Consider the following 13,749-nt stretch of genomic DNA (forward strand, 5'->3'; position numbering starts at 1 on the left):
AAAATAACGAGATATAAAATAGTCAAAAAGCTGTCACAAGCATTAGTAGAGTAAAAGTGAATGAAATTTGGTACGATAGGGAGAGTAACTCGGAAAGGAAGACAGCCGTGAGTACCGATATTAATTTATTTTTGGCCTTTGGTGCAGGGTTTTTAAGTTTTATTTCTCCTTGTACATTGCCTTTGTATCCAGCATTTTTATCTTATATAACTGGAATGTCATTGGAAGAAATAAAAACAGATAAAAAATTGATGCAAAGAAGAGGGATGCTCCATACTTTATTCTTCTTATTAGGTTTTTCCATTATTTTTATCGCATTAGGTTTTGCAACCTCGTTAGTAGGGACATTTTTCATTCAATATGACGATTTAATACGCCAAGTTGGTGCCATTTTTATTGTTATTTTTGGTTTAATAGTAGTTGGTGTTTTTAAGCCAGAGTTTTTGATGAAAGAAAAAAGATTACAATTTAAAAATCGTCCCTCCGGGTATTTTGGAACTACATTGATTGGTATGGCTTTTGCTGCAGGGTGGCAACCTTGTACCGGTCCAATATTAGCTGCGGTTCTCTTAATGGCGGGATCAAATCCTGACGCAGGAGTTTGGTATATGTTAGCCTACGTCCTAGGATTCGCTATTCCATTTTTCGTGTTATCTTTCTTTATTACACGACTTAACTGGATTCGTAAGAATAGTAATTTAATCGTGAAAATTGGCGGATTTTTCATGATTGCTCTAGGAATATTATTATTTTTTGATGGATTAACTTATATTATTCGAATTTTAAGTCCGTTTTTTGGTGACTTTACTGGATTTTAAAGTGAGGGAGGCCTGACGATGCCAACAGTATTAGTAGTCGACGATGCCGTTTTCATGCGTGCAACTATCAAGAGAATGCTAGAAAATCAACAGTTTGAAGTAATTGGAGAAGCATCTAATGGAAATGAAGCAGTAGAATTGTATCGACAATTATTGCCTGATGTAGTGACAATGGATATTACAATGCCAGGAATGACTGGAATTGAGGCAGTTAAAGCTATTGTAACAGAGTATCCAGATGCAAAAATTGTCATGGTCACTGCACTAGGTCAACAAAAACTAATTGTGGAAGCAATTGAAAATGGGGCAAAGGATTTCATTACAAAACCATTTAATCCCGATCAAATCGTTCAAGTATTGCAGAATGTAACTAGCTGGAATGAAAATTGATGAAACTTATTAATAGCTACCATCATTGGTTGGAAGTTGTTGAGAAGGAATCTGCACTGTTACTGTTTGTGAAAACAACTAATTGTTCTGTTTGTGAAGGATTATATCCCCAAATAGAAAATTTGCAAAAAGAAGTGGAAATCCCTTTTTATGTAGTTAATGCAGCAGAAGTACCAGAAATGGCAGGACAGTTATCTTTGTATACTGCTCCTGTCGTATTATTTTATAAGCACCAAAAGGAATATCAACGATATGCAAGGTTTGTAAAAACAGATGATGTTCGTAGAATATTAAAAGAACTAAATGATATGGAGAATTATCATGATTGAAAAAATTTCACCAAATATAATGATTATTGTTTCTACCGTGATAGCTCTAGGTATGGGAATATTGGTAACAACAATACGTGCAAAGGCAGCAAAAAAGCCCGCAAGTGTTAAAAAAATATTGCTACCACCATTGTTTATGTCCACTGGTGCTCTGATGTTTGTTTTTCCATTCTTTCGAGTATCAGGGATGGAAATAATCGAAGCACTCGCAGTAGGAATCGTGTTTTCTTCTGTTTTAATTTGGACTTCTAAGTTTGAAAAAAGAGATGGTCAAATCTACTTAAAGCAATCTAAAGCATTTATATTCATTTTGATTGGTTTACTAATAGTCCGTTTGGTTGGTAAGCTAATTTTAAGTTCTTCGATTGATGTGGGGGAACTTAGCGGTATGTTTTGGATTTTAGCCTTTGGTATGATTGTTCCTTGGAGAATTGCTATGTATTTACAATTTCGAAAACTACAAAAAGCATAATCTTTTGTATAAAAGTTAAAAAGCGAGGGGCTCTCATAAAGGGCCGCTCGCTTTTTTATCGTTTCTTTGGACTTACTTCAGATAGCTCAAAAAATTTAGTATACGGAGTAACGTCAATATTTAATTCCGCTAATTTTTTTCTTAGAAATTTATGATCCCTTTTAGGTGTTGCTATAATGTAGCCCCTGATTAGTAATTCACGCGAAATGGAAGTAGCTTTTTCTTCAAGGGCCAGCTGACCAATTTTACCAGCAATTTTCTGTTTAGCAACGGGTCTAAAGAGATCTGGGACTGGACTAACTAATTCATTTAAGAGTTCCTTTTGATCTTCATTCCATAGATGAATGGTTTTATCAACATAATATTCTTCCCAGTCTAAGTCAGATTTACCGTCGTCTTTAGGTAAAGCCTTTAAGAATTTACGAAACATAAAGAATCCACCAATTGCCATTAAAGTAACTAAAACTACTACCCAAAATAATATAAACCACAAAAACCAACCCTGTAACAAATCTATTCACCTCGTTTTTCTATATTAAGTATAAGATGTTCCCCAAAAAATTTCACTCTCTATGTATCCTTTCTTTTAAAAAGACTCTATCTACTTGTTGAAAGGAGGTGATACACATGGCGAATCTTGAATACAAACAAGCAGTACTGAAGTTAACATTTGAAGGAGGGTTAACAGGTGACGGGAAGATGAAGACAAAGTCTAAATCCTATCGAAATATACTAGCAGCTGCTACAGCGAATGGATTAGACACTGTTGCTATCACACTAGCAAGCTTTTCAAACAGCCCCTATATTGGAGCTGAAAAAGTAGAAACATCCAATATAATCTAACATTAATAAGGAGGAAATGGAATGTCAAAAACATTACAACTTCAATTTGAAACAGAAAACGGAAAATTGTTAATGGTTACAGTAGATAATCCAAAGGAAACTTTAACGCAAGCAGAAATCGAGGCTGGTATGGCAGCAATCATAGCGAGTAATGTGTTTCATGTTGCAGGAAGACCAGTTTCTGCTGTGAAAAGCGCAAAAGTAGTAGAGCGAAACGTCACACAAATTATCTAAGATTCCGAGACTCTCCTTCCTGGAGAGTCTCAGATTGACGACAAAAGTATTTTTTATAAACGGTTATGAATAAAAATCTACCAAAACAGGTTGCTTTATCCAATTAAAATAAAGATAGTAGATATCTATTAGGAATTGTTTATAAGGCAAGGACCACCACGAAGACTCCTGTGGGAACAGCTTGAGCTGAAGACCCCGCTGTTGGGGGAAGGCAATCTAAGTTCTCCGCATCCTGCTCCTGCGCAAAGCTCGTCGCAAAAGAACTTTTGCGGCAACGATTGCATGACCAACATCGTGTTGGCCTAGGAGGCTGAAGCCAAGCCCACGGAAAGCGAAGTGGGGGTCCTTGCCGAATTTAATATACAACTCTATGCACTCAAAATTGAGTTTGTCTACAGACTGAGACTCTCCTTCAAGGAGAGTCTTTTTAAAAAAGGAAGTGATACTATGGAACAGTGGTTTTCATTGATTCAAGATGTAGGCTTTCCAATTTTCGTGTCATTTTATTTAATGCACCGAGTAGAAGGGAAACTAGAAGAAATCAAAATTGTACTGTTATCATTAAAATGAGTACTCTAGTCACAAAACTGTTGAAATACACGAGACATAGTAGTTGAATGAACATATTTGTTTCGTTAAGATAAGGCTATGAATAGAAAAGAGAGGTCTCATAAATGAAGAAATTTATAGCTGTTATTATCATTTCTGTAGTGGTACTCGTAGGATGTGGTAGTAGTGGAAACTTTGAAGCCCAAACAAATTGGGAAGTGCAAGATTTCAATTATACGAACCAACACAATGAAAATGTTTCTTTGAATGATTTAAAAGGCAAAGTATGGTTGGCAACATTTATCTTTACGAATTGTGAAACAGTGTGTCCTCCTATGACATTTAATATGAGTGATATTCAGCAGATGTTAGTTGACAAAGGAATAGAAGATTATAACATCGTAGCTTTTAGTGTAGATCCGGAAGTCGATACACCAGAAAAACTTCAAGAGTATTTAGGGAACTATGATGTAGCAGACGACAGTAAATGGCAACTTTTAACGGGCTATAAACAAGAGGATATCTCCAAATTTGCAGCTGATAATTTTAAAACACTAGTAAAAGACGATCCCAATACAGACCAAGTAATCCATGGGGTATCATTTTATTTAGTGGATCAAAACGGTGTAGTTGTAAAAAACTATAATGGGTCAACTGATGTACCAAAAGAAGAAATCGTTATTGATGTTGAAACGCTTATTGAAGATGGAAAATAAAATACAATGCCTAACCAAGAAATAATAATTTCATGGTTAGGCATTTTTGTTACTTCTTTAAACATTGTTTTGCTTTTTCAATAAATCTCTAATTTCTTCAAGCAATACTTCTTTTGCATCAATTGTTGGAGCTTCTTCCACAGCTTCTGCTACGTCTTCTTTACGCTTAAATTTTGACAATAAACGAACAAACAAGAAAATAGAAAATGCAACCACAAAAAAATCAAAAACTGATTGAATAAATTCTCCAAATAAAATTTTTTTGTACTTTAACGTTGAAAAATCTGCATTAAATAAAAGTAAGCCAATTGTTGGCGTAATGATATTTTCAACTAATGAAGAAACAATTTTACCAAACGCTCCTCCTATTACTACCGCAATAGCTAAATCTAACACATTCCCTTTAAATGCAAACTTCTTAAAGTCTTGCCACATAGTAAACACCTCCATTTATCAGACTACAAAAAAACAATTCTCTTGTATAGCTACTTTTTACATTAATAGACTATTGTTTATAGTCAATTTATGCTATTGTTTTTCTAGGAAGTTAGATGGGTGGTGTTCCACAGATTGTATAAAAAGACATATCGAAAAATATCTTTTCAAATAGTTATTATTTATACCATTACTAGTGTTCTTTGGATTTTATTTTCAGATTCATTATTATTTAAATACTTTCCTAATGGGAAAACAATTTCTATCATTAAATCATTTATTTACATAGGTATAAGCGCTCTTTTACTTTTATATTTGATGAAGCAATCGTGGAAGATTCAGCAGGATCTTTTATTGAAAGAATTTGTAGACGATTTGACAGGCTTACAAAATAGAGGATCGTTACAAGCTACTTTACATAATTTAATATCGAAAAAAGAAACATTTCATCTGTTATTCGTTGATTTTGATCGGTTCAAAATGATAAATGATTTACATGGTTATGATAGTGGGGATTTAGTCCTGATGGATATATCAAACCGTTTAAGGAATAATAAATATGTTGTTTCTTCAGGTATGGTAGCAAGATGGGGAGCAGACGAATTTGTTATCATATTAAGAAATCGTTCCTATGATGAAGTTGTAAAATTTGTCGAAACTCTTTTAATAGATTCCACAAATCCACTATTTATATATGGGAAAGAGATCGTAAGTTCGATAAGTGTTGGATCTGTTCATTGTCCAATTGACTCAAGAAATGCTTCTGAATTATTACGGTTTGCAGAGCTCGCAGCTGACGAAGCTAAAAAAAATGGTGGGCTTAAACACGTACCTTACCGGAAAGAAATGTCCGACTTAGCAAACAAAGAATTATACCTAGAAGAGGGCTTACATAACGCATTAGATAAAGGAGAACTGTACTTAAATTTTCAGCCACAAATTGCTTCTAAAACAAATGAAATAATTGGAGTTGAAGCACTTGTCCGTTGGAAGCACGAAGATAAAATAATCTCTCCCGGAGAATTCATACCAGTGGCAGAAAAGAGTGGACATATTATTAAAATTGGTGACTTTGTTTTACGAGAAACATGTAGAAGTATCCCTATCATAGAAAAGGAAATAGGGAAGGAAATGCTGTTTAGCATTAATGTATCTGCCCGTCAATTCTATCAAAAAGATTATATTAAGCGAACGAAGAAAATACTAGAAGAAACCAATATACATCCTAATAAAATAGTTTTAGAAATAACCGAATCAATTATCATGGAGTATACTGATTTTGTGTTAAAATCATTACAAGAGTTAAAAAGAATTGGATTTCAAATAGCAATAGATGATTTTGGGACAGGCTATTCTTCCTTCAAATACTTGGAACTATTGCCGGTAGATATTATTAAAATTGATCAGAGCTTTACTCAAGCAATTCATAAACCAAAGACTAAAGCAATCGTACAATCCATTATCTCGTTAGCACATAATTTAAACTTAAAAATTTTGGCAGAGGGTGTCGAGGATCTGTTCCAGGTTACTAACTTGAATGATTTGAAGTGTCACTATCTTCAAGGATATTATTTTAATAAACCACTTTCACTAAAACATCTGCTAGCAGAATATAAAAAGTAATTCATGGGATAGGTGAAAAAGAGCAATGAAACAAAAAAAGAATATATCCTATAAGGCTAAAATATGGATGATAATATTACTTCTACCTTGCACAATTACTATTTATATTTTAGCAATCATCGGTTGGCAAGAACTTCAAAGAATCCCTGCTATACAGGAATGGGCACAATCCGTTCAATCTGTTTCCACAGGTAAGAATAAACTAGACGTTCCCAAAGAATATATATCCATCTATAAAAAGGCTGAAGAGCTGTATGGTGTACCCTGGACACTTTTAGCTGCTCATCATCGTATTGAAACGAAATTCTCCACAATGGATCCATTGCTTTCTCCTGTTGGAGCAGAAGGACATTTACAATTTATGCCTTGTACCTTTGTCGGTTGGTCTCATCCTAGTTGTGATGGCTTAGGGAAAGGGGATATACCAGATAAGGATAAAGTGAACCCAGATATAATCGCTAAGTATGGTGGCTACGGAGTAGATGCAAATGGGGATGGTAAGGCAGATCCATATGATATGGAAGATGCAATTTTTAGTGCTGCAAATTATTTAGCAGCTAGTGGGGCTGCAGATGGGGAAATTGAAAAAGCGATTTTCAATTATAACAGAAGTGATAAATATGTTGAGGATGTTCTACATTTTTATAATTTATACGAAAGTCAGTTAGACGAAATTCAAGCTGCTTCTATAAAAAAAGAAAATAAAAAGGATGGGTTATAACAACCCATCCTTTTTATTATTTTCGCATAGCTTTTAAAATAAGACTAAGTATTGCAACTAAAATGATAGCTCCGATTAAAGCTGGAATGATTGCCATGTCCCAAATAACTGGACCCATGTCTGGGAATATTAGCCCACCAATCCAAGCTCCGATAATACCCGCAATAATATTACCGATAATACCACCTGGAATATCTTTACCTAAAATTAATCCTGCTAGCCATCCGATGATACCACCAATAATTAGATATAATATAAATCCCATTTATTTCATCTCCTTTAAGAATGTTGATATGGTAACACTCTTTATATATCCATAAATGAGAAGAACTAAACATCGAGCGATTATTTTTTTAATACTAATGCACCAAGAGAGTTTGCAAAATGACCTAGAGCCCAGTCATGTCCCTGTTCATTGAAGCTTGCTACAGCATTTTCGTGAATGACAATTCTAAAGCCTAAATTGTAAGCGTCAACTGCCGTGTGAAGAATACAAATATCTGTACAAACTCCTACTATGTGGATCTCTTCTATATTACGTTCTGTTAAAATCTGATGTAAATTAGTACCTGCAAATGAGCTGTAACGTGTTTTATCCAACCAAATTATTTTCTCTTTGTTATCTTCATATACTAAATTTAACTTTCCGTATAATTCACGACCTGGGGAATTACGAATATTATGGGCTGGAAAAAGTTTTGACTCAGGATGATAAGGATCATTTTCTTCATGCAGATCAACAGGAAAAACAACTAACTCATTATTTACTATAAATTCTTTCGTTAACTGTACAATTGAATCCTCTATTAATTGTCCAGGTTTTCCACATGTTAATGCTCCGTTATCTGCCACGAAATCAACTGTATAATCCACAACAATTAAAGCTTTTTTCAACATTAAACAACTCCCTTCCATTTCTTCTTATTATGAATAATATAAAATAATAAAGCTATGAAAAAATTAAAATGGAAAGTTCTAAATATTTTGCTTTTTTGAATGATGCATATTATAATTGCAAAAAGGGGAGTGGAAAATATGGATAGACAAATGACAAAAAAGTTGAATAAACAAGCAATATGGTTTGTGATTCTTCACACTATATTTTTATTAGACCTTGCTGTCGAATTTTTTTCCATTCATTAAAACTAAGTCAACAGTTTAGAGTAAAAAATAATTTTATTATGTAAACTAATTGTATTGAAAGAAACCGAACGCTAACTTAACGTTCGGTTTCTCTATGTTTATTTTACTGACCCACTTACAAAGGTATCTTCTTTATAATACATATTTTTTACTAGTATATTAGGGCCCAAACATTTTACTGCAGGACAATGACAATTAAGAGTTTTGGAAAGTGGGGAAGCCATCCATTTTTCAAATATAGACGGAAGGGTGTCCGTTAGGATGTTACCAAGCTGCGGTGCATCACCAAAGTCCGTCACAATAACCTCACCAGAGAAGATATTAACATTTAATCTTGATCTACCATCCGGATCATTTCGTACGGATACATTTTTACTATTATTTAAACGATTAAGCAAGTGCAGGCTTCTTTCCGTTTTACTACATGGATAAAATGGTAATGTTCCAAACAGCATCCAAACGTTCTCATCTCGGAAGCCTAAAATTTTCTCTATAGCCTCGTGTGTTTCTTCCAATGTAAGTGAGGTTAAGGAACTAGCAAAATCGGAAGGATACATAGGATGTATTTCATGACGAGCACATTTCATCTCATCTACGATTTGTCGATGAATATGTTCTAAATATGGAAGAGTTTTTTTGTTCAGCATTGTTTCGGCAGAAACCATAACCCCAGCTTCAGAAAGCATTCTACTATTATCAATCATTCGTTGAAAAAGTCGTGCACGTTGCTCATATGTAGGCTTTTTCTCCATCATTGCAAAGCCGGTTTCGACAAATTCATCTATGGTTCCCCAGTTATGAGAGATATGTAGTACATCTAAATAAGGAGCGATTAACAAGTATCTTTCAGGTTCAAGTGTTAGATTGGAGTTAATCTGTGTACGAACGCCACGATTATGTGCATACTTTAGTAGTGGCAAAACATATTGAGTCACAGACTTCTTAGATAGCATCGGTTCTCCACCAGTAATACTAATCGTTTTCAAGTGTGGAATTTCTTCTAGTCGTTGTAAAATCAAATCAATCGGAAGAGCAAGAGGGTCCTTTGTTTGTAAAGTGTACCCAACTGCACAATGTGCACAACGCATGTTACACAGGTGTGTAGTAGTAAACTCTATATTGGATAATGTAAGATTTCCGTGTTCTTCGATGTCTCGATAAGCTTCCCACGGATCGTTAATTGGTGTCATTTCTTTTAAAGCAATCATAAAAAACTTCCTTTCTAATGGATTATTCTCTCATATTTTTGTTCAAAAGAAAATGTTGGATTGTTTGTTAATCAGGAAGGGTATATAAAAAATGAATAAATAAGTTTGGAGGAATCGAATGTTTATAGAAAAGAATAATAAAATTAGAGCGGCTTTATTCCAACAGTTAGAACTTTTAAATGATGAACAATTCAATCAAAAGCCCGAACCAGATGCATGGTCACCAAAAGAAATCATCGAACACTTAATAAAGCTTGAGATTGTTATTAAGGATGGTATTACGTATCAATTAGCTAATCCCAAAAGCCCGAAGGCAAGAATAAAGCCAATACAACTTACAACATTACGTATTATCAAAGCTAAAGCACCGACCTATATTTTGCCGTCTACTGAATTCCAAACTATTGAAGAGATGAAAACCACTCTTCATACCGCTCGGATGGAACTTCTCTCTGTATATGAATCTTCCGATAAGGAAACACTTAATAACAAATCATTAAAACATCCTATATTCGGACAATTACCGTTAGTTCAATGGTTTTCCTTTGTAGGATATCATGAAAAAAGACATTTAAGACAATTAGAAAAAACGATTGAAAAAATAAAAGGTCATAAGGAATAATTATCACTTATAATAATTTTAATGTAATTTACTTATAGACTTTATTCGAGTATGATAGGGAGTGGAGAAAAGTCACTAGATAGAGTCTTCTCAATAGACATTAGGAGGAATAATAATGGCAAATAGTAACCTACACAACAGCCGCGCTTCTTTTTCGCTAAATGGTAAAGAGTATAACTACTACCGTCTAGCTGCAATCGAAGAAGCTGGTATCGCAAAAGTATCACGCCTTCCTTATTCAATTAAAGTATTATTAGAATCAGTTTTGCGACAATATGATGGATATGTTATTAAAGAAGATCATGTAAACCAATTAGCAAAATGGGGTAAAGATGCGGACACAGAAGCAGAAGTTCCTTTTAAACCTTCCCGTGTTGTACTACAAGACTTTACTGGCGTACCAGTAGTAGTAGATTTAGCTTCATTACGTTCAGCTATGAATGAAATGGGTGGAAATCCAGATAAAATCAACCCTGCTATTCCAGTCGATCTTGTAATTGACCATTCTGTACAAGTAGACAAATATGGTACATCAACTGCATTAAAAGCAAATATGGATCTTGAGTTCGAACGTAACGCTGAGCGTTATAACTTCTTAAAATGGGCTCAAACATCATACGATAATTTCCGCGCTGTTCCACCAGCTACTGGTATCGTTCACCAAGTAAATTTAGAGTATTTAGCTCCAATCGTACACGTGAATGAAAATACAGATGGCACTTTAGAAACATTCCCAGATTCAGTAGTTGGTACTGACTCACATACAACAATGATTAATGGTCTTGGTGTATTAGGATGGGGTGTTGGTGGTATTGAAGCAGAAGCAGGTATGCTTGGTCAACCATCATACTTCCCAATTCCAGAGGTTATCGGTGTTAAATTAACCGGCGATCTTCCAAACGGGACAACTGCTACTGACTTAGCACTTAAAGTAACACAAGTATTGCGTCAACGTGGCGTAGTAGGTAAATTTGTAGAATTCTTCGGACCAGGGGTATCTAAATTACCACTTGCTGACCGTGCTACAATTGCAAACATGGCTCCAGAATATGGTGCAACATGTGGTTACTTCGCAATTGACGAAGAATCACTTAACTATTTACGTTTAACTGGTCGTGAAGAAGAGCATATTGCTGTAGTAGAAGCTTACTTAAAAGCAAATGACATGTTCTTTGACCCGACTTTAGAACCTGTATATACAGATGTTATAGAAATTAATTTGGCAGATATTGAAGCAAACCTTTCAGGACCAAAACGTCCACAAGATTTGATTCCTCTATCAGATATGAAAGCTCGTTACCGTGAAGCAGTAGTTGCTCCTCAAGGTACTCAAGGTTTCGGTTTGAATGAAAAAGAATTCGACAAAACTGCAACTGCAAAATTTGCGGATGGAGATGTAGCAATCCCAACTGGTGCTGTAGCAATCGCTGCAATCACTTCTTGTACAAATACATCAAACCCTTACGTAATGTTAGCTGCTGGATTAGTTGCTAAAAAAGCGGTAGAAAAAGGCTTAACTGTTCCTGCTTATGTAAAAACATCATTAGCTCCTGGTTCAAAAGTTGTTACTGGTTATTTACAAGATTCAGGATTAGACAAGTTCTTAGATGAAATTGGATTTAATACAGTTGGTTACGGATGTACAACTTGTATCGGTAACTCTGGACCATTACTACCTGAAATAGAAAAAGCAATCGTTGACGAAGATTTGTTTGTAACTTCTGTTCTTTCTGGTAACCGTAACTTCGAAGGACGTGTTCACCCACTTGTAAAAGCGAACTACTTAGCTTCACCACCACTAGTAGTTGCATATGCACTTGCTGGAACAGTAGATATCGATCTACAAAAAGATTCTTTCGGTAAAGACAAAGATGGCAACGATGTATTCTTTGCTGACATTTGGCCTTCTACGGAAGAAGTAAATGACGTTCTTTCTAAAGTAGTTACTCGTGAACTATTCCAAAAAGAATATGCACGCGTATTTGATGAAAATGAAGCTTGGAATGCAATTGAAACTTCAACTGAGTCTCTATATTCATTTGATGATAAATCAACTTACATTCAAAACCCACCATTCTTCCAAGGTTTATCGAAAGAGCCAAGTGATATTCAAACTCTTGCTGGACTTCGTATTGTTGCGAAATTTGGTGATTCTATCACTACAGACCATATTTCACCAGCTGGTGCGATTGGTAAAGATACTCCAGCAGGTAAATACTTGCGTGAAAATGGCGTAGAAGTACGTGATTTCAACTCTTATGGATCTCGTCGTGGTAACCATGAAGTAATGATGCGTGGAACATTCGCAAACATCCGTATTCGTAACCAAGTTGCTCCAGGTACAGAAGGTGGATATACTACTTACTGGCCAACAGGAGAAATCATGTCTATCTATGATGCAGCGATGAAGTATCAAGAATCGAATACTGGTTTAGTAGTACTTGGTGGAAAAGATTATGGAATGGGATCTTCCCGTGACTGGGCAGCTAAAGGAACAAACCTATTAGGTATCAAGGCTGTCATTACTGAAAGCTTTGAGCGTATACATCGTTCAAATCTAGTTATGATGGGTGTATTACCACTTAACTTCTTACCAGGTGAAAATGCTGAAAGTCTTGGCTTAACTGGCAAAGAAGAAATTAGTATTAATGTTGCAGAAGGTGTAAAACCTCGCGATATTCTACAAGTAACAGCAAAAGCAGAAGATGGTTCTGAAAAACAATTCAATGTTCTTGCTCGTTTCGATTCAGAAGTAGAAGTAGACTACTACCGTCACGGTGGTATCCTTCAAATGGTACTACGTAACAAAATGTTAGAAGCGTAAGATAATATGTAAAGGACCTGATTCTTAATGAATTAGGTCCTTTTTTGTATGAAGAATTCAAGTACAAAATAAAGAAGAGGGACGTGATATTCATCACAACCCTCTTCTTTAAAATTACTCGATACTGTTGTAGCAAACATACAGTCCTTTATACTCCGAAAACGACGGAAAATGCGAAATTAGAAGATTTCTTGTATTTCTCTCTTATCCCAATCAGGTCTTATTAAAGAGAAAACTAGTGCATCACTCGATTGATCATTTTGATATAAATAGCCTCTTAATAATCCTTCTTTTTGAAAACCTAATTTTAATAACAATTTGAAGGAAGCTTCATTTTCAGGAAATGTCACTGCACCGATACGAAATAGCTCTAATTCTTGAAAGCAATATTGAATTACAGCCTGAACTGCTTCCGAAACAATTCCTTTCTTCCAATGGGTAGGGAGTAAATCGTAACCAATCTCTGTACGTTTGCTTGAAATTAGTAAATTGTTTAATCCAACTGTGCCAACTAAATTACCACTTTCTTTTAATATAATTCCCCAACGCAGTGAACGCTTATTGTTAAAATTACTTGCAAATGAATCTATCAGTTTCTTTGCCTGATCCTTATTTGTAAAAGGAGTCATTCCATAATATTTCATTGCTTCTCGATCAGAAAAAATTGCAAAAATATCATCTAAATTTTCATCTGTTATTTCTAAAAGCTTCAATTTTTTTGTTTCTAAAATTGGAAAATCCATTGATTCTCTTCCTCTCCTTAAACCTCTATTATATTTTATCATAGTTCCGTATTTTCTAAGACATCTGAATTATCATTCA

The 13,749-nt window shown here is 34.8% G+C and carries 18 protein-coding genes; 12 read left to right on the forward strand and 6 right to left on the reverse strand.

Annotated features, from left to right (window positions below; all coding sequences use genetic code 11):
* The first annotated feature begins 107 nt into the window (after positions 1-107).
* Genes AM499_RS06420 through AM499_RS06435 form a run of 4 tightly spaced genes read left to right on the forward strand, consistent with a single transcriptional unit; the run spans position 108 to position 2,009 of the window.
* Positions 108-818, forward strand: a complete 711-nt coding sequence (locus AM499_RS06420; protein WP_053589417.1) for a cytochrome c biogenesis CcdA family protein — start codon at positions 108-110, stop codon at positions 816-818.
* A gap of 18 nt (positions 819-836) precedes the next feature.
* Complete coding sequence (locus AM499_RS06425) at positions 837-1,208, forward strand: response regulator (protein WP_053589418.1); 372 nt, start codon at positions 837-839, stop codon at positions 1,206-1,208.
* Positions 1,208-1,537, forward strand: coding sequence for a thioredoxin family protein (locus AM499_RS06430; RefSeq protein WP_053589419.1), 330 nt, complete (start codon positions 1,208-1,210; stop codon positions 1,535-1,537). The genes AM499_RS06425 and AM499_RS06430 overlap by 1 nt, the downstream gene beginning before the upstream one ends.
* The gene (locus tag AM499_RS06435) at positions 1,530-2,009 is read left to right on the forward strand and encodes a CcdC family protein (protein ID WP_053589420.1); all 480 of its coding nucleotides are present in this window, start codon (positions 1,530-1,532) and stop codon (positions 2,007-2,009) included. Before AM499_RS06430 ends, AM499_RS06435 begins: the two co-directional genes overlap by 8 nt.
* 55 nt (positions 2,010-2,064) lie before the next feature.
* On the opposite strand, the gene AM499_RS06440 is transcribed toward AM499_RS06435, so the two are convergent.
* Entirely contained in the window at positions 2,065-2,520 is a 456-nt protein-coding gene (locus AM499_RS06440) for a DUF2621 domain-containing protein (protein ID WP_053589421.1), read from the reverse strand.
* 116 nt (positions 2,521-2,636) lie between these two features.
* On the opposite strand from AM499_RS06440, the gene AM499_RS06445 reads away from it, so the two are divergent.
* The 4 genes from AM499_RS06445 (at position 2,637) to AM499_RS06460 (ending at position 4,351) form a co-directional block, all read left to right on the forward strand.
* A complete protein-coding gene (locus AM499_RS06445; RefSeq protein ID WP_053589422.1) occupies positions 2,637-2,852 on the forward strand; it encodes a DUF1659 domain-containing protein in 216 nt (71 codons plus the stop codon).
* A gap of 21 nt (positions 2,853-2,873) precedes the next feature.
* Complete coding sequence (locus tag AM499_RS06450) at positions 2,874-3,086, forward strand: DUF2922 domain-containing protein (protein ID WP_053589423.1); 213 nt, start codon at positions 2,874-2,876, stop codon at positions 3,084-3,086.
* Positions 3,087-3,533: 447 nt separating this feature from the next.
* Complete coding sequence (locus AM499_RS21275; protein ID WP_082355352.1) at positions 3,534-3,656, forward strand: YvrJ family protein; 123 nt, start codon at positions 3,534-3,536, stop codon at positions 3,654-3,656.
* A gap of 104 nt (positions 3,657-3,760) precedes the next feature.
* Positions 3,761-4,351 (forward strand): SCO family protein, encoded by a 591-nt coding sequence (locus AM499_RS06460; protein WP_053589425.1) that lies wholly within the window; start codon positions 3,761-3,763, stop codon positions 4,349-4,351.
* A gap of 57 nt (positions 4,352-4,408) precedes the next feature.
* On the opposite strand, the gene mscL is transcribed toward AM499_RS06460, so the two are convergent.
* Positions 4,409-4,786, reverse strand: a complete 378-nt coding sequence (gene mscL / locus AM499_RS06465) for a large conductance mechanosensitive channel protein MscL (protein WP_053589426.1) — start codon at positions 4,784-4,786, stop codon at positions 4,409-4,411.
* 135 nt (positions 4,787-4,921) lie between these two features.
* Here mscL and AM499_RS06470 point away from each other — a divergent pair, with 135 nt between their 5' ends.
* Complete coding sequence (locus AM499_RS06470; protein WP_156316766.1) at positions 4,922-6,409, forward strand: putative bifunctional diguanylate cyclase/phosphodiesterase; 1,488 nt, start codon at positions 4,922-4,924, stop codon at positions 6,407-6,409.
* Between the two features lie 25 nt (positions 6,410-6,434).
* Positions 6,435-7,130: a lytic transglycosylase domain-containing protein gene (locus tag AM499_RS06475; protein ID WP_053589428.1), complete on the forward strand. Its 696-nt coding sequence runs from the start codon at positions 6,435-6,437 to the stop codon at positions 7,128-7,130.
* A gap of 16 nt (positions 7,131-7,146) precedes the next feature.
* Here the strand turns inward: AM499_RS06475 and AM499_RS06480 are convergent, their stop codons facing one another.
* The 3 genes from AM499_RS06480 to yfkAB all read right to left on the reverse strand — a co-directional run bounded on the left by AM499_RS06480 (position 7,147) and on the right by yfkAB (position 9,481).
* Complete coding sequence (locus tag AM499_RS06480) at positions 7,147-7,395, reverse strand: GlsB/YeaQ/YmgE family stress response membrane protein (protein WP_053589429.1); 249 nt, start codon at positions 7,393-7,395, stop codon at positions 7,147-7,149.
* Between the two features lie 80 nt (positions 7,396-7,475).
* Positions 7,476-8,024, reverse strand: a complete 549-nt coding sequence (locus AM499_RS06485; protein WP_053592116.1) for a cysteine hydrolase family protein — start codon at positions 8,022-8,024, stop codon at positions 7,476-7,478.
* A gap of 347 nt (positions 8,025-8,371) precedes the next feature.
* Positions 8,372-9,481, reverse strand: a complete 1,110-nt coding sequence (yfkAB, locus tag AM499_RS06490) for a radical SAM/CxCxxxxC motif protein YfkAB (RefSeq protein WP_053589430.1) — start codon at positions 9,479-9,481, stop codon at positions 8,372-8,374.
* Between the two features lie 118 nt (positions 9,482-9,599).
* Here yfkAB and AM499_RS06495 point away from each other — a divergent pair, with 118 nt between their 5' ends.
* Together AM499_RS06495 and acnA are read left to right on the forward strand one after the other, a co-directional pair.
* Positions 9,600-10,103 (forward strand): DinB family protein, encoded by a 504-nt coding sequence (locus tag AM499_RS06495; protein ID WP_053589431.1) that lies wholly within the window; start codon positions 9,600-9,602, stop codon positions 10,101-10,103.
* 115 nt (positions 10,104-10,218) lie between these two features.
* Positions 10,219-12,927, forward strand: coding sequence for an aconitate hydratase AcnA (gene acnA, locus AM499_RS06500; protein ID WP_053589432.1), 2,709 nt, complete (start codon positions 10,219-10,221; stop codon positions 12,925-12,927).
* A gap of 179 nt (positions 12,928-13,106) precedes the next feature.
* On the opposite strand, the gene AM499_RS06505 is transcribed toward acnA, so the two are convergent.
* Positions 13,107-13,670, reverse strand: coding sequence for a GNAT family N-acetyltransferase (locus AM499_RS06505; protein ID WP_053589433.1), 564 nt, complete (start codon positions 13,668-13,670; stop codon positions 13,107-13,109).
* Positions 13,671-13,749 lie beyond the last annotated feature (79 nt).

This window comes from Bacillus sp. FJAT-22090, from assembly GCF_001278755.1.
Taxonomy (GTDB): domain Bacteria; phylum Bacillota; class Bacilli; order Bacillales_A; family Planococcaceae; genus Psychrobacillus.

What these genes read in the sequence shown, in the direction of transcription:
- AM499_RS06430 (WP_053589419.1), top strand. Translation starts at nt 1,208, where the DNA reads ATGAAACTTATTAATAGCTACCATCATTGGTTGGAAGTTGTTGAGAAG.
- AM499_RS06425 (WP_053589418.1), top strand. Translation starts at nt 837, where the DNA reads ATGCCAACAGTATTAGTAGTCGACGATGCCGTTTTCATGCGTGCAACT.
- AM499_RS06495 (WP_053589431.1), top strand. Translation starts at nt 9,600, where the DNA reads ATGTTTATAGAAAAGAATAATAAAATTAGAGCGGCTTTATTCCAACAG.
- AM499_RS21275 (WP_082355352.1), top strand. Translation starts at nt 3,534, where the DNA reads ATGGAACAGTGGTTTTCATTGATTCAAGATGTAGGCTTTCCAATTTTC.
- AM499_RS06435 (WP_053589420.1), top strand. Translation starts at nt 1,530, where the DNA reads ATGATTGAAAAAATTTCACCAAATATAATGATTATTGTTTCTACCGTG.
- mscL (WP_053589426.1), bottom strand. Translation starts at nt 4,786, where the DNA reads ATGTGGCAAGACTTTAAGAAGTTTGCATTTAAAGGGAATGTGTTAGAT.
- acnA (WP_053589432.1), top strand. Translation starts at nt 10,219, where the DNA reads ATGGCAAATAGTAACCTACACAACAGCCGCGCTTCTTTTTCGCTAAAT.
- AM499_RS06460 (WP_053589425.1), top strand. Translation starts at nt 3,761, where the DNA reads ATGAAGAAATTTATAGCTGTTATTATCATTTCTGTAGTGGTACTCGTA.
- AM499_RS06505 (WP_053589433.1), bottom strand. Translation starts at nt 13,670, where the DNA reads ATGGATTTTCCAATTTTAGAAACAAAAAAATTGAAGCTTTTAGAAATA.
- yfkAB (WP_053589430.1), bottom strand. Translation starts at nt 9,481, where the DNA reads ATGATTGCTTTAAAAGAAATGACACCAATTAACGATCCGTGGGAAGCT.
- AM499_RS06475 (WP_053589428.1), top strand. Translation starts at nt 6,435, where the DNA reads ATGAAACAAAAAAAGAATATATCCTATAAGGCTAAAATATGGATGATA.
- AM499_RS06445 (WP_053589422.1), top strand. Translation starts at nt 2,637, where the DNA reads ATGGCGAATCTTGAATACAAACAAGCAGTACTGAAGTTAACATTTGAA.
- AM499_RS06450 (WP_053589423.1), top strand. Translation starts at nt 2,874, where the DNA reads ATGTCAAAAACATTACAACTTCAATTTGAAACAGAAAACGGAAAATTG.
- AM499_RS06480 (WP_053589429.1), bottom strand. Translation starts at nt 7,395, where the DNA reads ATGGGATTTATATTATATCTAATTATTGGTGGTATCATCGGATGGCTA.